Annotated in this window: 18 protein-coding genes; 14 read left to right on the top strand and 4 right to left on the bottom strand. The window is 37.6% G+C overall.

The features are described 5' to 3' along the window. Positions 1-10 precede the first annotated feature (10 nt). The 3 genes from CYP28_RS06220 to CYP28_RS06205 all read left to right on the top strand — a co-directional run bounded on the left by CYP28_RS06220 (position 11) and on the right by CYP28_RS06205 (position 5,484). Positions 11-862 (top strand): universal stress protein, encoded by an 852-nt coding sequence (locus CYP28_RS06220; RefSeq protein WP_103593520.1) that lies wholly within the window; start codon positions 11-13, stop codon positions 860-862. Between the two features lie 315 nt (positions 863-1,177). Beyond that, positions 1,178-4,795 carry a DNA polymerase III subunit alpha gene (gene dnaE / locus CYP28_RS06210; RefSeq protein WP_103593519.1) on the top strand — a complete coding sequence of 1,206 codons (3,618 nt, stop codon included), beginning with the start codon at positions 1,178-1,180 and terminating at the stop codon, positions 4,793-4,795. Continuing rightward, positions 4,795-5,484, top strand: coding sequence for a DUF6882 domain-containing protein (locus tag CYP28_RS06205; RefSeq protein ID WP_103593518.1), 690 nt, complete (start codon positions 4,795-4,797; stop codon positions 5,482-5,484). Before dnaE ends, CYP28_RS06205 begins: the two co-directional genes overlap by 1 nt. Here CYP28_RS06205 and CYP28_RS06200 read toward each other — a convergent pair. From CYP28_RS06200 to CYP28_RS06190, 3 genes are read right to left on the bottom strand one after another with little or no spacing between them, the layout of a single operon-like run. Beyond that, positions 5,481-6,143, bottom strand: a complete 663-nt coding sequence (locus CYP28_RS06200) for an isochorismatase family protein (protein ID WP_103593517.1) — start codon at positions 6,141-6,143, stop codon at positions 5,481-5,483. The genes CYP28_RS06205 and CYP28_RS06200 overlap by 4 nt on opposite strands. After that, positions 6,140-7,129, bottom strand: a complete 990-nt coding sequence (locus tag CYP28_RS06195; RefSeq protein ID WP_103593516.1) for a sensor histidine kinase — start codon at positions 7,127-7,129, stop codon at positions 6,140-6,142. Before CYP28_RS06195 ends, CYP28_RS06200 begins: the two co-directional genes overlap by 4 nt. Then, complete coding sequence (locus tag CYP28_RS06190) at positions 7,126-7,962, bottom strand: DUF234 domain-containing protein (protein ID WP_103593729.1); 837 nt, start codon at positions 7,960-7,962, stop codon at positions 7,126-7,128. Before CYP28_RS06190 ends, CYP28_RS06195 begins: the two co-directional genes overlap by 4 nt. 108 nt (positions 7,963-8,070) lie before the next feature. Here CYP28_RS06190 and CYP28_RS06185 point away from each other — a divergent pair, with 108 nt between their 5' ends. The 4 genes from CYP28_RS06185 to CYP28_RS06170 all read left to right on the top strand — a co-directional run bounded on the left by CYP28_RS06185 (position 8,071) and on the right by CYP28_RS06170 (position 12,090). Then, positions 8,071-9,402 carry an aminotransferase class V-fold PLP-dependent enzyme gene (locus CYP28_RS06185; protein ID WP_103593515.1) on the top strand — a complete coding sequence of 444 codons (1,332 nt, stop codon included), beginning with the start codon at positions 8,071-8,073 and terminating at the stop codon, positions 9,400-9,402. Further along, positions 9,399-10,145 (top strand): hydroxymethylpyrimidine/phosphomethylpyrimidine kinase, encoded by a 747-nt coding sequence (locus CYP28_RS06180; protein WP_103593514.1) that lies wholly within the window; start codon positions 9,399-9,401, stop codon positions 10,143-10,145. Before CYP28_RS06185 ends, CYP28_RS06180 begins: the two co-directional genes overlap by 4 nt. Beyond that, on the top strand, positions 10,138-10,743 hold the full coding sequence (gene thiE / locus CYP28_RS06175) for a thiamine phosphate synthase (RefSeq protein WP_103593513.1): 606 nt from the start codon (positions 10,138-10,140) through the stop codon (positions 10,741-10,743). The genes CYP28_RS06180 and thiE overlap by 8 nt, the downstream gene beginning before the upstream one ends. 69 nt (positions 10,744-10,812) lie before the next feature. Continuing rightward, complete coding sequence (locus tag CYP28_RS06170) at positions 10,813-12,090, top strand: aminotransferase class V-fold PLP-dependent enzyme (RefSeq protein WP_103593512.1); 1,278 nt, start codon at positions 10,813-10,815, stop codon at positions 12,088-12,090. Positions 12,091-12,127: 37 nt separating this feature from the next. On the opposite strand, the gene CYP28_RS06165 is transcribed toward CYP28_RS06170, so the two are convergent. Continuing rightward, positions 12,128-13,234 carry an FtsW/RodA/SpoVE family cell cycle protein gene (locus tag CYP28_RS06165; RefSeq protein WP_103593511.1) on the bottom strand — a complete coding sequence of 369 codons (1,107 nt, stop codon included), beginning with the start codon at positions 13,232-13,234 and terminating at the stop codon, positions 12,128-12,130. A 52-nt stretch (positions 13,235-13,286) separates the two neighbouring features. On the opposite strand from CYP28_RS06165, the gene CYP28_RS06160 reads away from it, so the two are divergent. The 7 genes from CYP28_RS06160 to CYP28_RS06130 are packed head-to-tail and all read left to right on the top strand — an operon-like array spanning position 13,287 to position 19,255. Continuing rightward, positions 13,287-14,258 carry an RluA family pseudouridine synthase gene (locus CYP28_RS06160; protein WP_103593510.1) on the top strand — a complete coding sequence of 324 codons (972 nt, stop codon included), beginning with the start codon at positions 13,287-13,289 and terminating at the stop codon, positions 14,256-14,258. After that, entirely contained in the window at positions 14,191-14,865 is a 675-nt protein-coding gene (locus CYP28_RS06155; protein WP_180997967.1) for a fibronectin type III domain-containing protein, read from the top strand. The genes CYP28_RS06160 and CYP28_RS06155 overlap by 68 nt, the downstream gene beginning before the upstream one ends. After that, on the top strand, positions 14,840-15,397 hold the full coding sequence (locus CYP28_RS06150; RefSeq protein ID WP_242047022.1) for a fibronectin type III domain-containing protein: 558 nt from the start codon (positions 14,840-14,842) through the stop codon (positions 15,395-15,397). The genes CYP28_RS06155 and CYP28_RS06150 overlap by 26 nt, the downstream gene beginning before the upstream one ends. Then, positions 15,397-16,584, top strand: a complete 1,188-nt coding sequence (trmB, locus tag CYP28_RS06145) for a tRNA (guanosine(46)-N7)-methyltransferase TrmB (protein ID WP_103593509.1) — start codon at positions 15,397-15,399, stop codon at positions 16,582-16,584. The genes CYP28_RS06150 and trmB overlap by 1 nt, the downstream gene beginning before the upstream one ends. After that, the gene (locus tag CYP28_RS06140; RefSeq protein WP_021091805.1) at positions 16,568-17,239 is read left to right on the top strand and encodes a cell division ATP-binding protein FtsE; all 672 of its coding nucleotides are present in this window, start codon (positions 16,568-16,570) and stop codon (positions 17,237-17,239) included. Before trmB ends, CYP28_RS06140 begins: the two co-directional genes overlap by 17 nt. Further along, entirely contained in the window at positions 17,226-18,041 is an 816-nt protein-coding gene (locus CYP28_RS06135) for an FtsX-like permease family protein (protein ID WP_103593508.1), read from the top strand. Before CYP28_RS06140 ends, CYP28_RS06135 begins: the two co-directional genes overlap by 14 nt. After that, positions 18,038-19,255, top strand: a complete 1,218-nt coding sequence (locus CYP28_RS06130; RefSeq protein WP_103593507.1) for a murein hydrolase activator EnvC family protein — start codon at positions 18,038-18,040, stop codon at positions 19,253-19,255. Before CYP28_RS06135 ends, CYP28_RS06130 begins: the two co-directional genes overlap by 4 nt. Positions 19,256-19,297: the final 42 nt, after the last annotated feature.

Below are 19,297 nucleotides of genomic sequence, written 5' to 3'. Positions count from 1 at the left end.
AGGACAGATGATGAAATACAAAAAGTTGCTTTTTCCAATAGGAGCTGGAGACGATATCGAGCCAAGAATTTATGGTGCCCTAAAGGTTGCTCAGTGGTTTAACACACATATAGAAATTATGACTTGCCAGCTTGATCCAAGCGTAGTTTATAATATGAAAATGACGCTTCGCGGAGGAGTGCTTTTTGAGGAATTTCTAAAATCAGCTAAATCTGAACTAGCTGTCGAGCATGAAGAGAATGAGAAAATTTTCAATAAAATTTGTGCTGAGCTTGGCATAAAAGTAACTAGTGAAATCATTGAAGATGTTTGCACTGCAAATTTTACTATTCACAGTGGCAAAAGAAGCGCGATAGTGGAGCAAGAGAGTAAATTTTGCGATCTAGTGGTGGCTGCTGTGCCACTTGATGGAAAGATTACTGGTACATTTGAGTCAGCTGTTTTAAAAAGCGGTAAAAATGCGATTGTAATCCCTAGAAAAATGCGTGAGTTTAAAGCCGATAATATCCTTGTTAGCTGGACTGGTACGACGCAAAGCTCAAGGGCATTAACAGGCTCAATCGATCTTTTAAAAAAGGCAAAAAAGGTTCAGTGCATTACCTCAAAAGCAAGCCTTGGCGATAATGCTGAACTAAATCTTAAAAAGCTTGAAGAGTACTTCAAAATTCATGGCATATCAGCCACTTTTGAAGTGATCGCTACCACGATGATACCTGGTGAAGCACTTTTGAAAGCAGCTATTGATAGAAATGCTGATCTAATCGTTGCTAGCAGATATGGTGAAAATGGTCTTATGGAAATGGTGCTTGGTGGCACTTCGAGATTTTTCTTAGAACACACAAATATCCCAGTTTATTTATAATGGATTGCGGCTTAGTCCGCGATCTAATTCTTTTAAATTTATCTTTTTGATTTGCTAATTTTTGTTCACTCGCAAGAATTGACTACTAAATTTTAACTTCACTGACCGCTTAACTCAAATTTTAGAGCTAAAGTTACTCGTTCATAAAATTTTAAAATTTACAAGACCTTAATAGCATAGTGTATCAGATGACAGTGCGCTTTGCTCTTGCCACAGACTGAAAAATATCTAAATTTTAAAGCTCTCATTAAGTTTTCATCAAGCACCTTATTAGCCAAAATTTTGTAAAATCCACTCATTAAAAAAGGATAAAAAATGAGTGAAAATTCTAGCTTTACACACCTACATTTACACACCGAATACTCCCTACTTGACGGAGCAAACAAGATAAAAGAGCTAGCTCATGTTCTTCATGATAGAGGTGACACAGCAGCGGCGATTACTGATCACGGCAATATGTTTGGAGCGATAGATTTTTACAAAGCGATGAAAAAAGAGGGTGTAAAGCCTCTAATTGGCATTGAAGCCTATGTGCATAATGGCGAAGAGCTTGATGACAAAAGCACCAAACAACGCTTTCACCTTATCTTAATCGCCAAAAACGAGACTGGCTATAAAAATTTAATGTATCTAAGCTCCATGAGCTACATTGAGGGCTTTTACTACTATCCTCGTATCAATAAAAAAATCTTAAAAGAGCACAGCGAGGGCTTGGTTTGTAGCTCAGCGTGCTTGCAGGGCGAGGTGAGTTGGCATCTAAATTTAAGCGATCGCAATGTGAAATTTGGCGCAAAGGGCTACGAGAGAGCAAAAGAGGTCGCACTTGAATATAAAGAAATTTTTGGAGATGACTTTTATCTTGAGATCATGCGTCACGGCATCGGCGATCAAAAACGCATTGATGATGACATTTTACGTATCGCCAAAGAGACTGGCATAAAGGTCATCGCCACAAACGATACTCACTACACTTTTAAAGAGCGAGCCGACGCACATGAGGTTTTTATGTGTATCGCGATGAACAAAACTTTAGATGATCCAAACCGACTTCGCCACAGCGTCCATGAGTTTTTTGTTAAGAGCAAAGAGCAGATGAGTGAGCTATTTTTAGATATCCCTGAAGTGATAGAAAATACCCAAGAGATCGTAAATAAGTGCAACCTTGAGATCAAGCTTGGCAACCCAACTCCGCCAAATTTTAAATTTACACTTGAGTATGCTAAAGAGAGAAATTTAATACTTCCAGAGCCTGAAAATAGATATAGCTTTAAAAATGATGCTGTGTTTTTTGAATATGAATGCAGAAAGGGGCTTGAAGAGAGGCTAAAATTTGTCCCTGAAAATTTACATGACGAATACAAAAAGCGCCTTGAGATAGAGATTGGTATCATAAATAAAATGAATTTCCCAGGCTATATGATGATCGTTTGGGACTTCATAAATGAGGCCAAAAGTAGAGGTGTGCCAGTTGGTCCAGGACGTGGTTCTGCGGCTGGTAGCTTGGTCGCTTACTCGCTAAAGATCACCGACCTTGATCCGATCCCATACAACCTACTTTTTGAGAGGTTTCTAAACCCAGAGCGTGTTAGTATGCCAGATATCGACGTGGATTTTTGTCAAAGTAGGCGTGGCGAGATCATCGACTATGTTACGCAAAAATACGGAAAATTTAACGTTGCTGGCGTTATTACATTTGGTAAATTGCTCGCAAAAGGTGTCATTAGAGATGTTGCTAGAGTTTGTGATATGCCTTATGCCGAAGCTGATGCGATGGCAAAGCTAATACCTGATGAACTAGGCATTACGCTAAAAGATGCTTATGAAAAAGAGCCAAAGATAGCTGAGCTCATCAGTCAAAATCCAAAGGCAGCTAAAATTTGGAAATTTGCCCTTGATCTTGAGGGGCTAAATAGAAACGCCGGTCAGCACGCAGCAGGTGTCGTTATCTCAAATGAGGAGCTGTGGAACAAAACTCCGCTATTTCGTCAGCCAAACAGCCCAGAAGATCGCTATGTTACGCAGTATAGTCTTAAATATCTTGAGGATGTGGATTTAATTAAATTCGACTTTCTTGGACTAAAAACACTAACGGTTATCGATAATGCCATAAAGCTAGTAAAACAACGAACTAGCAAGGATATTATTTGGGAGCAGATCGATAAAAACGATTCTAATGTTTATAAAATGATACAAAGCGGCCAAGCGATAGGAATTTTCCAAATCGAGGGCGAAGGCATGAGAAAGCTAGGAACTAGCTTGCGTCCAGACTGCTTTGAGGATATCGTCGCGATGCTAGCACTCTACCGCCCAGGACCGATGGAAAGTGGCATGCTTGATGACTTTGTCAAAAGAAAACATGGTGAGGCGGAGATAACCTACTCATTTAAAGAGCTTGAGCCAATCCTTGCGCCAACATACGGCGTAATCGTTTATCAAGAGCAAGTTATGCAAATCGTTCAAGCCATAGGTGGCTTTAGTCTTGGCGGGGCGGATCTTGTGCGCCGTGCGATGGGTAAAAAGATTAAAGAAGAGATGGACAGGCTAAAGGGAGAGTTTGTAAAAGGTGCTGAGGCAAAAGGGTTAAATGGACAAAAAGCAGACGATCTTTTCGAGCTAATTGTAAAATTTGCAGGATATGGTTTTAATAAATCTCACTCCGCAGCTTACGCCTACGTCACATTTCAAACAGCTTATCTTAAGGCTTACTATCCAGCTGAATTTATGGCAGCACTTCTTACAAGCGAAGAGAGCAATGTCGATAAGATCGTTCGATATATTGATGAGATAAAACGTATAAATATAGACACTTTGCCGCCATCTATCAATAAATCAACTAAAGAATTTAGCGTCGTTAAAAATGGCGATCATGACGGCATTATCTTTGGGCTTGGTGCGATTAAAGGCGTTGGTGGAGCGGCTATTGAAAATATTATCACTGAGCGTGAAGCAAATGGCGAGTTTAAGAGTATGGACGACTTTGTCTCAAGGATCGATCCATTTAAAGTAAATAAAAAGGTCTTTGAAAGCCTCATAAAAGCTGGTTGCTTTGATGAGTTTGGCTTTAGTCGCAAGATGCTTATGCAAAATGTAGAAAACATCATAGAAGCTTGCAAAAGTGCAGCTCAGATCCGTAAAAATGCTGTTGAGAGCTTGTTTGGCGAAGATGAGAGCATGAATGATGTGAAGATAAATTTTGTTGCGATAAATGATGAATTTGACATCAAACAAATTTTAAAATTTGAGCAAGAGAGCGTTGGTATCTACCTTTCAGGACATCCGCTTGATGATTATAAAGAGGAGATAAATAAGATCAAATATACGATCAGTTCGGAGTTTGAGAGTTTGCCGCAAAGTGCAGAAATTTTAGTTGTTGGAAAGATTGAAGACTTTGCTACTAGGATAACAAAAAGTGGCAAAAAAATGGGCACTATAAATGTGCTTGATTTTCACGGTAACATCGAGATCGCCGTCTTTGAAAGAGAGCTTGGCAACATCGAAGATATCGTAAAAGACGAGGCTAAACGTGATCTGCCTTATGCTTTTAGGATAAATATCTCGCGCGACGATCAGTTTGTTAGGACAAATTTAAATGAGGTTTATAGCCTAGAAGATGCGCAAAATTTAGACTTTAAGACAAGAAAACTAAAACAAAACTCTAAATTTTCTAAAAATGAAGAAGCTAGCACACCTCAAAGAGCAAGAGAATATGCCGAACTAGAGGTGCTTTTATGCCTTAGCGAGCTTAGCAAAGATAAGATCACTAGCCTTTATAATCTTGGCTATAACGAGCATATAAAAAGTGGCACAAACAACGATAAGCGTCTTGTTATTAAGATAAAAAATGAAAATACGGCTCAAATTTTTGTCTATAAGACAAAATTTGTTGTAAATGACAGCTTTAAAGAAAAAGCACTTCAAGCAATAGCTTGCTAATGCCTGGAGAAGCGATGTTTTTAGATAAGCTTGACGTAGATAAAAGTAACTGGAGCGAGCTTTTTAGCGCATGTGTTGGCAAAGCGACATTACTTCAAAAACGTGCATTTAAGCTACTTGTTGAAGGTAGTAAGTGGCAGGTTGATTTTGATAGCGGTAAAATTTACTTTGATGAACGTGAGTTTGATATGCAGTTTATAGGCTCTGAAAGCTTCTCGTCAAATACGTGGCTTTGGGGTTATGAAAATATAAATGGCTTTGATGAGCGGTTGCTTGAGCTTGCAAATAAAGCACGTGAGTTTGGCGAGAAATTTGGACTTAGTGCATTTAGCACGCCACGATTTGATCTAGATGAAAATTTTAATGGCCACACGATTAGTATGGTTGCTTGCACCACTTTTGATGAGCAAAATTATTATAGGATAGAGTACGAGGGTGGAGCTGCGTATGTGGCTTTTAGATCAGATGTGGTCTTTGAAGAGCCAGTGCTAGCAAGTGAGCTTTTGAGCATAGTAAATGAGTGTATAAGTAGCTACGAGCTAGATCACAAAATCTTTATAAAAGGACTTTTGCTAAGCTGTGGTATAAAATTTAGCGAAAGTCCTAATGAAATCGTATCGGATAAATACGAGCTTAGCTTTAAATTTGACGAGCTAAATAGGCTCATAAATATTTCAAGCAAGCTTTAAAATTTAATACTCTTTACCACATCAGCACCAAGTGCTAGCTTCATATGAAGAGAAAACATCTCGTGGTAAAAATCACCATTGTGTCCTGGTATATCATACGTTTGTGTAAGATCAAACGGCACGATAACTCTTGATTTTTTATTGTATTCATTAGCTCGTAGTTTAAGATAACTAACGCACTGATAAACGCACATATCAGTGCAATCTCCAGTAATAACAAAAGTGTCAATTTGTGGGTTTTGCTCTAAAAATTTCTCAAATTCTTTATTAAATGCAATGCTTAAAGAGTTTTTATAAAATGTCTTGAACTCTTTAAAGAAGCTTAGATTTTCTATCTCTTTTACGGTTTTTATCTCATTTGTATCAAGTATGGCATGCGGCAAAAAGTTCTCAAATTCTTTTGAATCACTGGTGTGCCTATCTTCTATAAGGATAAAATTTCTAAAGCCAAAATCTTTCCACGCTCTATCAAAAAGTGTTGCGATCCCTTTTGATAAGGCAGCTACTCTTTGACTAGAGAGTGCGCCGCTACCAGCAAAAGCCTCTATCATATCGATACAGATAAATGCAACGTTTTTTGCTCCATCATTTGAAATTTCTCTCAGATTAAGTGTCTGAAGAGAATTTTTAAATGTCTCAAGTTCGTTTTGTATGTTCATTCTTTCTCCTTTATTGGTAAATTTATGCAAAATGTTTTTGGATTTAGTGTGATCTCGATACTGCCTTTGTGAGCCTCTATGATCTGCAAACAAAGATGCAGCCCAAGGCCGTTTCCTTTTAATTTGCTACTTTTAAATGGCTCAAAGACTATGGCTTTGTCTTTGATAGGCTCGCCACTATCGTAAACGATAAATTTATGCTCACTCTGTGTTTTTTCGTAGCTTAAAATGATCTCTCCTTCATCATCATCGCTCTCTTCGATGGCATCAATGGCGTTAAATAAAATATTTTGGAAAACAATGGCAAGTAGATCAAGGTCGCCCATATATTTGCCATCTGGAAATTCTAGGCTAAATTTAATATCCTTTGAATAGTCGTAAAAATTTATAGCCTCTTCGCACTCTTTTTTAAGCTGTGAAAAGTCAAAAATTTGTGCATTTATGTTAAGACCTTTGGTAAAAAGTAGAGTGGCTTTGATTATGCGTTCGACTCGCCATGTAGCTTTTTGTATTTGATTTACGATAGGCTTTGTGCGCTCATCAGCTCTTTTAAGTAGAGTTGAAGCTAAAAGCGAGATAGAGCCTACCGGATTTCTGATCTCGTGGGCTAGGTGAGCTGCCACTTGGCCCATAGAGGCAAGACGCTCGGTACGTTTTTCTACTGTTATGTTTGTTGCAGAGATTATTAGTTTATTGTCTTTAGAGCTTGTTTTAAAAAGATAAATTTGTCCATCTACATTTATCTCACCCTCTTTTTTTGGTATCTCTTTAAAAATTTTACCAAGTCTTACTGCTTCTGAGTTTTGTAAAAAGATCTCATCATTTTCATCTAACACCCAGATAGCATTTGGCAAAATTTCTACAATATCTTTAATGAAATTTTGCAAGTTTACGTAAGATGATGTTAAATTTTTATATTCGTTTTCTATCAGATAAGTCTGCTCTATCAGGCTTTTTAAGCCAGCTTGGATATCGTGTTCGTTCATTTTAAAAGTTCCTCAAAATCGCTAATTTCATAAAGCCTTAGCCTTTCATCTTTTAGATTTAAAAGCTCGCTACTAAATCCACTCTTTGAAAAAAGAGCAATAATATCTGGCGTTATGTTTAGCTTTTCACATTTTTTTAATAGTAAATTTAGCACGTTTTTACAAACTTTTCTCTCTTTGTATTTTGCCTCGCCGACTATGATCTTGCCATCTATATTTAATAGCATATCAAGCTCTATGTTTTTGCTCCAAAAGCTACTTAAAAATATGCCATTAATCAGAAATTTTTTTGCCATGAGTTCACCGCATAAAATTTCAAACCCAAGGCTTGCATATTCGTCAAATTCCTTTTTTATGATGGCTAAAATTTCATCATTTTTGCCAGCTTTTAGTAAGCTTAAATTTGGCTCAATAAATCTAAACCAAAACCTTGAAAAATGGCTATTAAAATGTATTTTATCCTCAACTTTATAGCTCCTTTCTTCTTTTTTTAGCATTTGGTTTTTTGATCTTTTTGGAAGTACTTCTCTACTTTTTTCAAGCAGTAAAAAATTCTTTTCGAAAAGCTTTGCATAGACTTTGCTAGCTAGGCTTTGAGATAAAATTTTATGTACGCTAAATTTTTTTCTATCGCTTCGTGCGAGTTTTATGAGGGCAGATTTTATAGCATCGTTTGTATCGGATTCGAAGTAAAATTTTGGCATCAAGGCTAAGAAGTTATTTAAAATTTCAGCCTCAATCGCTTCAAAAACATCATAATATGAGTGCTTTAAATCAAACTCATCAAAGACGAGATGAAATTTAATAAGTTCATTTATATCAAGGTGTTTCATTCGCTCAAATGTTGATTTTAAAGCTTTTATATTGACTCCTTTATTGGGCATTGTAGTATATTTTAGCTAAAGTAATCTATAATGCTACGCAAAAAAAGGGGTTGTGATTTGGTAAATTTAGAGCATATTAGAGAAAATATAATTTTAAAAAATGGCATTTATTATTTTGACTTTACAGCTTCAGGACTAGCTTATAAACCTATCGAAGATGAGATGGCAAAAATACTCCAAACATACGCAAATACGCACTCTATCAGCTCATCAAATGCCTATAAAACCGCTCAAACTTATGAAGATTCAAGACGTGAATTAAAAAACTTACTAGGACTTGATGAGAGCTTTTATCTTTTTACTTGTGGTAATGGAGCTACCGGTGCGATAAAGAAATTTCAAGAAATTTTAGGAATCTATGCGCCGCCAGCGCTCAAAAAAAGATATGCCCTAAAGCCAGATGAAAATTCTCCGCTTGTGGTGCTTGGACCTTATGAGCACCATTCAAATGAGATAAGCTTTAGGCAAGCACTTTGTGAGGTTGAGCGTATCAGGCTTGATAAAAATGGAGGGATCGACTTTAATCATTTGGAGCAAATTTTAAGGATAAATGCCGGTCGTGAGATCATCGCAACTTTTAGTGTGGCTTCAAATGTGACTGGGGTTTTGAGTGATTATAGAAAAATTTATACTCTTATAAAATCTTATGGTGGCATTGTGGCATTTGATGCTGCAAGCTTTAGCGCTTATGGAAATATTGATTGTGACTATTTCGATGCTCTTTTTTTATCGCCACATAAACTGCTTGGTGGAGTAGGGAGCTGTGGGCTCCTTGCTATAAAAAAGATACTGGCAAACTCAGATAAGCCGACATTTGCTGGTGGTGGAACGGTAAGTTATGTCAGCAAAAACTATGCTATATTTGTAAAAGATAGTGAGCAGCTAGAAGAGGCTGGCACACCGCCTATTTTAGGACTCATAAGAGCAAATTTGGCTTATAGGCTAAGAAATGAGATAGGATTTGGGACGATATATGAAAACGAGAGCGAGCTTGGAGAGTATTTAGAGCAAAGACTAGCAGAAATTCCTGAGCTTACTTGCTATCATCCAAATAATGCAAAGCGTTTGCCAATATTTGCTTTTAATGTGGCTGGTGTTTCGCCTTATGAATTAGCTAAAGTTTTAAGCAAAGAGTACGGCATTCAAACGCGTGCAGGATGTTCTTGTGCTGGGCCATATGGACATGATTTGCTTCATTTAAAGGAAGACGCACTCTTTACCCACAAGCCAGGCTGGGTGAGGGCTGGACTCCACTATACGCATACACTAGAAGACGTGAATTATCTAGTAGACGCATTAAAAAATAGCATTAAAAAGTATTCAAGTAGTTGGAAGGTCGATGATCCTTTTAGTGTTAATGAAATTTCAGGTTGTATGGGAGATAGATGAAAAATATATTAATCATTGCAGGAAGTGATAGTGTTGGTGGTGCTGGCGTGCAGGCTGATATAAAGACATGTGAGGCGTTTTCTTGCTACGCAGCGACGGCTATCACGGCTCTTACGGCACAAAATACAAATGGCGTTAGCAATATCTTTGCTACAAATGTTACAAATCTAAATGAACAAATCAAAATGGTAGACGAGGAGCTAAATATAGACGCTATCAAGGTTGGTATGCTTTTTAATAAAGAGCTTATATCTTGCGTTGGTTCTTGGCTTGAAAAATTTTATAAGCAAGGCATCAAGATAGTAATAGATCCAGTTTGCGTAGCAAAATCAGGCTCAAAGCTGCTAGAAGATGACGCGATAGCAAGCTTAAAAGAGCTTTTTAAATTCGCAGACATTATCACGCCAAATATCGATGAAGCCAAAGTTTTGGAACTTGATAGCAAAAATTTACCTTGCGATATGATCTTAAAGCGAAGCACGGTTGCAGAAATTTGTGAAGATACTCTTTTTAAAAAAAATGGTGACGTGATTAAATTTAAAGAGCCACTAATAAAACCAGAAATCATGCATGGGGCTGGATGTAGCTTTGCGAGTGCGCTGGCTTGCTTGCTAGCAAATGGACACACAAAAGAAGAGGCTATAAAACTAGCCAAAAAATACATTTTAAATGCTATTAAAAATGCAATTACGACAAAATTTGGCAAACGTCTACTAAATCATAAAGTTGACATAAGTGATTGAAATTTACGCGATTAGCGACGATGTGTTGATGCCTGAAAATTTAGCCTTGCAATACACTAAAGAAATTTTAGAGTGTGGGGTGAAATTTTTTCAATTTCGCTCTAAAAAAATACCCAAAGATAAGAGGCTAGCTAGTGAAATTTTCAACTTATGCGAAAAATTTGGAGCTAGATTTATCGTAAATGATGATATTTTATTTGCTGCTCATATAGGGGCAAAGTCCGTGCATTTGGGAAAAGATGATGCGAACATAAAAGAAGCGTTTGAAATTTTAGGAGATGACGCTTACGTGGGAGTTAGCTGCTATGATAGCTTGGAGCTTGCCCTTAGGGCAAAACAAAATGGTGCTAGCTATGTGGCTTTTGGAGCGATGTTTAAAAGCCCAACAAAACCAAATGCACCGCTTTGCAAGGTTCAAACCATATCGCAAGCAAAAGAAATGGGAATGAATGTATGTGTCATAGGTGGCATAAACTCTAGCAATATTGCAAGTGTCGCTAAAGTAAAGCCAGACATGGTCGCCTTAATATCCGCTATCTATAAAGATGGCACGATAAAGAAAAATATAGAAAATTTACAAAGAAATTTATTGCTTTAAAAGATGCTTGTTTTGCAAGATTTTTTATGAAAATTTAATTATAATCCCTGCTTTAAAAAAAGGAAAACATTGCTAAATATTGATGAAGTAAGAAAAAATATCATTTTAAAAGAGGGTCTTTACTATTTTGACTACACGGCTTCAGGTCTTGCTTATAAGCCCATTGAAGATGAAATTTTAAAATTTTTAAAAACCTACGCAAACACTCACTCAGATAGTAGTTCAAGCGCAGTGCTAACGCAAAAATGCTATGAAAATGCAAGGGCTGAGTTAAAAAGCTTATTGAGCCTTGATGATAGTTTTTATCTTATCGCGACTGGTCAAGGAGCAACGGCTGCGATAAAGAAATTTCAGGAGATAATGGGAATTTATATCTCACCAGCTACAAGAGCCTTGATCGGTGAAGCAAATTTAAGAAAATTAAACTTGCCATTAGTGATCGTGGGGCCTTATGAGCATCACTCTGTTGAAGTTAGCTTAAGAGAAGGGGTTTGTGATATAAAACGCATAGAGCTTGATGAAAACAATGAGATAGACTATGCGATGCTTGAGAATACATTAAAGCAAAATGCAAAAAGAAAGATAATAGCTAGCTTTAGCGCTGCTTCAAACGTCACTGGCGTTAAAACTGATTATAAAAAAATTTACTCGTTGATCAAAAAATATGATGGCATTTTAGCTCTTGATGCAGCCACTCTTAGTGCTTATGAGAATGTTGATTGTAAATATTTTGACGCACTGTTTCTCTCGCCTCATAAGCTACTTGGTGGAGTTGGGAGTTGTGGGCTTTTGGCTATCAAAAAAGAGCTTTGTAAAAATTTGCCTACATTTGCAGCAGGAGGCACAGTCAAGTACGTAAGCAGGACATCGCATATTTTTACTAGTGAAGTTGAAAATTTAGAAGAGGGCGGCACGCCACCGATAATGCAGCTAATCCGTGCAAATTTAGCCTACAAGCTAAGAAATAAAATCGGACTTAATAATATAAAAGTGGCTGAATGTGAGTTAGGCGAGATGTTTTGCAAAGAGCTAGAAAAGATAGATGAGGTGATAAATTATTGCCCTGAAAATTTAGACAGATTGCCCATTTTTGCATTTAATGTAAAAGGCATTTCACCTTATGATTTTGCTGCTAGTTTAAGTAGTGATTTTGGTATACAAACGCGTGCAGGCTGTGATTGCGCTGGGCCGTATGGACATGATTTACTTAATTTAAAAGATAATGCCATTTTTGACGAAAAGCCTGGCTGGGTACGTGTTAGCATTCACTACACGCATACAAAAGAGGATATAAAATATCTTATAAATGCTATAAAATCTTGCATCAAAAAGCACAAAGAAGGATAGAGCAAAAACTATATGCTTGATATTTGCGGAGAAAATTTTAGAAGTGAATTTTTATAAAGCTATAAGTTCTATCAAATCTAAAAGTTAGCAAATTTTGCAAAATTCCAAAAAGCACCATAAATGTAACAAAGCTACTTCCGCCGTAACTAAAAAATGGTAGCGGCACACCTACAACTGGTGCAAAACCGATCGTCATCGAGACATTTACACCCACATAAACGAAGATTAGTGCAGCAATTCCCGTGGTGGTAACTTGTGTAAAATAGTCATTTTTTAGGCCGTAATTTAAACTTAAAAGATGTGTTATAAGCGCTCCATAAAGCCCAAGCAGAAACAATCCACCATAAAAGCCAAAACGCTCGATATTGTAGGCAAAGATAAAGTCGCTAGTAGCGATTGGCAAAAATTTAAAGTGCGTCTGCGTCGCTTCATCCTTTGGCTTGCCTTTTATCCCACCACTACCTATGGCGATGATGCTTTGTTTGACGTGATAGCTTGGCTCTTCAGCGATGAAATCGTGAATCCTCTTTTTTTGATAATCATGTAAATTTTCATACAAAACTGGCGCCAAAAAGCCTATCGCAAGGATGATGGTGATCCAAATTTTCTTATTTACACCGATTACAAAAAGGATGGTGTAGCCAACTATCAAAAGTATGAGTGCAGTGCCAAGATCAGGCTCTTTCATGATGAGTACAAATGGTAAAAGTATATAAAAACTAAGTCTTAAAAAATCTTTTACTCCGTATCCATTAGCCTCTGGAGGACGCTGTTTAATGAGATAGGCTAACATCAGCAAAAATGCTGGCTTCATGAGCTCTGAGGGCTGAAGCGTGAAATGAACGAAGGGAATTTCTAGCCAGCGCCTAGCTCCTAGTTTGCTAACGCCAAAGAGATCGACACTTAAAAGCAGCACGATGCAGACCCAGTAAAACATCGGAATAATCCAGTCAATACGCCTAATAGGCAGTAAAAACGCTACACAAAATGATGCAAAACCTATGCCAAAATACACAAGCTGTTTGTTTGCTAAAATGTCGTTTGCTTCGGAAACTAGGATGTATGAAATTATGATGATTGGGATTATTAAAAACGGCTGAATAAAATCAAAATGTGTTAAAATACGCCGATCTAGTTTTATCAAGAAGCAAACCTTAATTTTTGGGCTAGATTATATCACAAACAAGGCTTTGATTTTGGTTAAATTTAACGTTTTAAATAGCTCAAGACTAGACGTTGCAGTAGCACAAGAGCTTCAAATTTCACGCAATCAAGCTTTAAATTTGATAAAAGACTACCTCGTAAGCGTAAATTTAAAACCAGTCTCAAAACCAAGCTTTTTGTTAAGTGAAAACGATGAAATTTGCGTAAATTTTGCCCCAAAAAAAGAGGTACAAAACGAGTATGAAGTAAATTTTGATATTCCAATCATCTACGAAGATGACGATCTTATAGTGCTAAATAAACCACCTCAAATCGTCGTTCACCAAGCTCCAAGTGTAAAAGAGGCGACACTTGTTGAATGGCTAAATAAAAAAGGCTTTATGCTCTCAAATTTAAATGGTGACGTAAGAGCTGGCATCGTCCACCGCCTGGATAAGGGCACGAGTGGTGCTATCGTAGTTGCTAAAAACAACTTCACCCATGCAAAACTTAGCGAGCAACTAAGTGATAAGAGTATGGGGAGAATTTATCTAGCGCTCACTGACTTACCGCTAAAAGAGGATGTCATAATCGACAAGCCAATCGGCAGAAATCCAAACAACCGCCTAAAAAAAGCGATCGTTGCGGACGCTAAATTTGCAAAAAGTGCCTTTGTAAATTTGCTAAGTGAAAATGGCATAAATTTAATAGCAGCAAAACTTTTTACAGGCAGGACTCATCAAATAAGAGTGCATCTTGCTAGCATAAACCGCCATATTTTAGGCGATGATTTATACGGATTTAAGAGCCAAGGCGATAAAATAAGCAGGGTTATGCTTCACGCTTATATGCTTTATTTTATCCATCCAAGAACTGGCAAAAGGGTAGAATTTACCGCAAAAACGTATGATGACTTTAACCAGATAATTTACAAAAAAATTCCCAAGGAGATTTTTGATGAAAAAATTTGCCCTACGCATATTGACACCATTTTTAGCAGCTTTTTTGGCGGGATGCGGCTCTAGCGTACCGACTCAGCAAAGCATGTCACTACCTACGATTACAAGTTTAAAAACTATTTCAGATATGACAGAAGTTGGCTTCGAGTGGAATCCAGTGACCGATGAGAGCGTCGTTGGCTACTACCTTTACCGCTCAAATCCAAATGATGCAAACTCAAAAATGCAACTAGTTGCAGACATAAAAGACCGCTTTGCAACGCACTATGTGGATCGTGATCTAGCTCCAGAGACAACCTACTCATACCAAATGAGAACTTACTCAAGTAATGCCATCTCTCAACCGGGCACGATCGCAACAGCAACTACAAAGCCACTGCTTGACTCAGTACCGTTTTCGCAAGCTATTACAGGGCTTCCAGGACGTGTAAAAGTGATCTGGAGACCACATCCTGATAGCACCGTGGCAAGCTATATCATTCAAAGAAGTGATGCCGGAGTTAATAAATTTAGCCAAATCGCAGAGGTAAATGGCAGACTAAACGCCGAGTATATCGATACTGAGGTAAAACCTGGTAAGTCTTATGAGTATAGAATTTTAGTTAAAACTTCTTCAGGCGTTGTTTCAAAACCAAGCCAAAACATAAGTGCAACGACAAAGGAGTTACCCTAAATCAGTAACAAACCTTCAGGCAACAAAAAATGCGCCAAAAAAGATAATTTTAACTTGGGATTACGCGCCGGCTGAGGATTTTGCTTATTTTAAGGTTTATAGGACAGTAAGTAAAATTTTGCCTTACACATATCTAGCAAAAACGACTAGCAACACCTATGAAGATCTCATAAATACAAATGCATCGACGAGGTATTACAGAGTCACAGCAGTCGATAAAGACGGCCTTGAGAGCTTAAAACAAGAAGAGCCAATCGTGGGGATAACGCTTGGCGCACCAAAGACTCCAAATATTAGCGCTAGCTACGATGGTAGCGGCGTAAATGTAAACTGGAGTGCAGTTGATAGAGCCAGTTCGTACACTGTTTATAGAAGTGGCGAAAGTGAGAAAATTTTTAGTGGCATAGATGGTACTGGACTTAGAGATGATAGCGTGCAAAAAGGAGCTAGCTATTCTTACAGCGTCGTAGCTATCGATGAGTACGGCATCGCCTCTGATAAGTCATCAAAAGCAGAAGTTAGCATAAAATAATGCCAAATTTCATCGCTTCGTCTTTAAAAGAGCTCTCATTTCCATTTGGTAATGACAAAGTCAAATTTCTTTGGCAGGCAAATGGGCGAAACGAGAGGCTCATCTACACAAAAAATGAAGAAGAGAGCTTTTTTCTAGTTGTAAAGCCCGGTAAAAATGGCGTTGTTGTAAAGGGAGAGAAGCTTACAAAGCCAGCTAAAGTTGGTCTTTTGCAAGAGGCACTGGAGCTTTTTAAAGAGCAAAATTGCAATGACGTAATCAGTCAAGCATTTGCTGTAAAAAAGACAAATTTGACTAAAAAAGTGAGTGAAATTTTAAGCCTTGAAGAATTTGTGCCAGTATTTTGTAAGCTAAAAGATAAATTTGATCAAATTTTTATAGAGATCGGCTTTGGTTCCGGTAGGCACTTGCTTTATCAAGCTAAAAACAATCCAAATACCCTAGTTATCGGAATAGAAGTCTATAAACCAAGCATCGAGCAAGTAGCAAAGCTAGCTAGGGCAAATGGCCTAGAAAACGTACGTCTAATCAATACTGACGCCAGACTTTTACTCTCTCTCGTTGGCTCAAATTTAGTTGATAGAGTCTTTTTACACTTTCCAGTGCCGTGGGATAAAGCAGAGCATAGACGTGTGGTCTCGTCGGCGTTTGCGCTTGAATGCGAGAGGATATTAAAGCTTGGCGGTAAATTTGAGTTAAGGACTGATAGCAAGGAGTATTGCGACTTTAGTTTGAGTAAATTTTTAGAGCCTACAAACTCAAAAATAGAAGCTTTCAAAAATAGAAATTTAGAAGTAACTAGTAAATACGAAGACCGCTGGAGACGCCAAGATAAGGATATTTATGATGTCATTTATACTTGTGAGGTCAAAAGTGGTGAGAGTATTTTAGTTGGGGATTTTAGCTTCAAAGAAAAGACAAGCGTAAAAAATATCATTAAAAATTTCAAAAATTTCATCATCAAAAAAGAGGATTATTTTTTACATTTTGAAGAAATTTACACCATAAATGAGGGTGAAATTTTGCTAAAAGTTGCTTTTGGGGCATTTAATAAACCCGAGCAATGTTTTATCAAAATAAGTGATGAAAAAAGCGAATATTTTATAAAAAAACCGATCTTAATTCGTGAGAATTTAGCTGCACACGAGCTTTTGAAGGAGTATTTGGCTGATGCAAGAGATAATTAGTGCAAGGAATTTGAGCCTAGCTTATGAACGCGATGAAATCGTAATTAATAGCGTCAATTTAGATATTTATGCAAATGATTTTGTCTTTATCACAGGTAAGAGTGGAAGTGGAAAAAGCACGCTTTTAAAATCATTTTACGGAGAAATTTCACCACTTGCTGGAGAGCTAAATGTCTGCATGACACAAATGGACGACATCGATGATAAAAGACTTTGTGAGCTTAGGCAGCGAGTTGGCATTATATTTCAAAATTATCGCTTGATAAATGAATGGAATGTGGAAAGAAACGTCATGTTGCCCCTCATCATCAAAGGCATCAATCAAAATGTGAGTAAAAAGCAAGTGGCTAAACTTTTAAAACATGTAAATATGCTTCATAAAGCCGATAAATACCCTCGTGAGCTAAGTGGTGGTGAGCAGCAAAGAGTTGCCATGGCAAGGGCTCTAGCGCACAATCCAAATTTGCTTTTATGCGACGAGCCAACTGGAAATTTAGACGAATACTCAAGCGACGTCATCTGGTCACTTTTAAAATCAGCTAGGGAATTTTTAGGTACGAGCGTGGTAGTTGTCACGCACCATATCCCATCGACACTTCGTATCCCATACCGTCACTTCGTCATAGAAAATGGAGGCGTGCATGAGATCGCTTAAGAATCATCTTGGATTTATCTTGCCACTGATCGCGCTTTTGTTTTCTGTGCAGTTTAGCCTAACTGCTGATAAGGTTGTGAGAGATTATGAAAGACTTATGGGAAATGACTACAACATCGTCATAGTTTCAAGCAAAGAGTTAAGTGAGCCCGTTCTAAAGCCGATTGTGAGTAATCTAGCTAGCCTCGAGCCACTAAGTCCACAAAAGATCATCGACCGCCTCTCAAATGACATCTCTGCTAAAAATTTGTCCATACTGCAAAATGCGCTACCTAAATTTTACTCACTAAAACTTAGCGAATTTCCGACACCGCAGTACATGGATGAGCTAAAGCAAAAACTTTTAAAATTTGATGGCATCACAAAGGTTGAGACATTTTCAAAGACTCATGATAAGGTTTTTAAAATACTAAATTTAGCCAAAAGCATATCGTACGCATTTATGGCGATACTTTGCGTAATAGGTCTTATGCTCATGCTAAAGCAGGCTAAAATTTGGCTGTTTGAGCACAGAGAGCGCATCGAGATCATGACGCTTTTTGGAGCACCTTTTTGGCTAAAATCAGCCATGCTTTACAAATCAGCTATGGTCGATAGTCTAGTTGCAACCATTGCCGTTAGTGCATTTTTCTTTTTCTTGCCGGGCATTGAAATTTTTAGAGAAAATGCCGCAAGCATTGATGTGATCTTGCCTAGTCTTGATCCTTCAAGAGATATTTTTATTTTATTTGGCGTGGCTATGCTTTTAAGTATTTTTGCTGTTAGTTTGGTGATGAGTAAGGCTAGAAAAAGCACGATATGAGAAAAGGAATTTTTATATTTTTGCTAGCTTTTAGTCTAGCTTTTGCGTCAAATACCAAAGAGAAGATCAAAGACTCCAAAAACTCATTAAGGTCGAGTCAGGCGATGAGTGAGCAGCTTAGTAAAAAGCTTGATGATTTGGCTGGTGATATCGTAAGTGGCGAGAAAAAACTTCGAGGTATAAGTGGTGATATCACAAATCTAAAAGGTCAAATTTCTGTACTTGAGACAAATGCTTCAAAAGCACTTATTGAACTTGATGATCTAACTAAGCAAAACAAAGAGCTAGAACGCACTCAAAAGGAGCTTGAGCAAAACATGATAAGGATCATCGCAGAAGATCTTTCGTTTGATCTTTTGATGTCTGCAACTGAGGGCAAGCAAAGCGAGGAGAGCATCATTTCGTCTCAAATTTTAACCAAGCTAAATGCCATTACAAAAGAGGATTTTAAAAGGCTTAGCCAGAACTATGAAGATACGATTGAGAAGATAAAAAGTAAATCAAACAAAATAAGTGAGATAAACTCAAGCATCAAAAACTATAGACGCAAGCAAAGTGATTTGCAAAATTTAGAAAGTACGCAGAAAAATACTATAAACGGACTAAAACGAGATAAAGAAATTTACAGCAAAAAACTAGCCAAGCTTCAAGCCCAGCAAGATGAGCTAAGAAAGACGCTAGAGCAGCTTGCTATCATGCAAAAACAAGAAGATGAAGCCGCACGTGCTGCTAGAGAAAAACAAGAAAAAGTAGCCAGTAAGAGTGGCAAAAAAGGCGAAAAAAGCCAGCCAATGGGTGGAGGCTATCAAACAAGCTCAGTCAAAAAATATTCAGGTGCAAAGACAATCGCTCCTCTTGATAGCTACACCGTAAAGCAAAAATTTGGAAATTACGTAGACCCAATATATAACATAAAAATTTTTAATGAGTCAGTCACACTTCGCTCAACCACGCCAGATGCCAAGGTTAAAAGCGTGCTAAATGGCAAAGTGGTCTTTGCAAAAGCAACTCCGATGCTTGAAAATGTAGTCATTATAGAAAACGAAAATGGCATCCATACGATCTACGCTCATCTAAGCCAGATCGCACCGACTGTAAAAGTCGGCTCAGTTGTGCAAAAAGGCTACGTTATAGGCCGAGTTAGAAATGATCTAACCTTTGAAGTGACGCAAAGAAACTACCACATTGATCCACTTGAGATGATCTCAAAATAGCCGCTTTGCAAGTACTATTAACTAAATTTAAAGCCTTTTTGG

The organism is Campylobacter concisus, assembly GCF_002914195.1.
GTDB classification, from domain to species: Bacteria; Campylobacterota; Campylobacteria; order Campylobacterales; family Campylobacteraceae; genus Campylobacter_A; species Campylobacter_A concisus_M.
The sequence above is the reverse complement of the archived record's forward strand: the minus strand, read 5'-3'. Positions and strand labels throughout refer to the sequence as shown.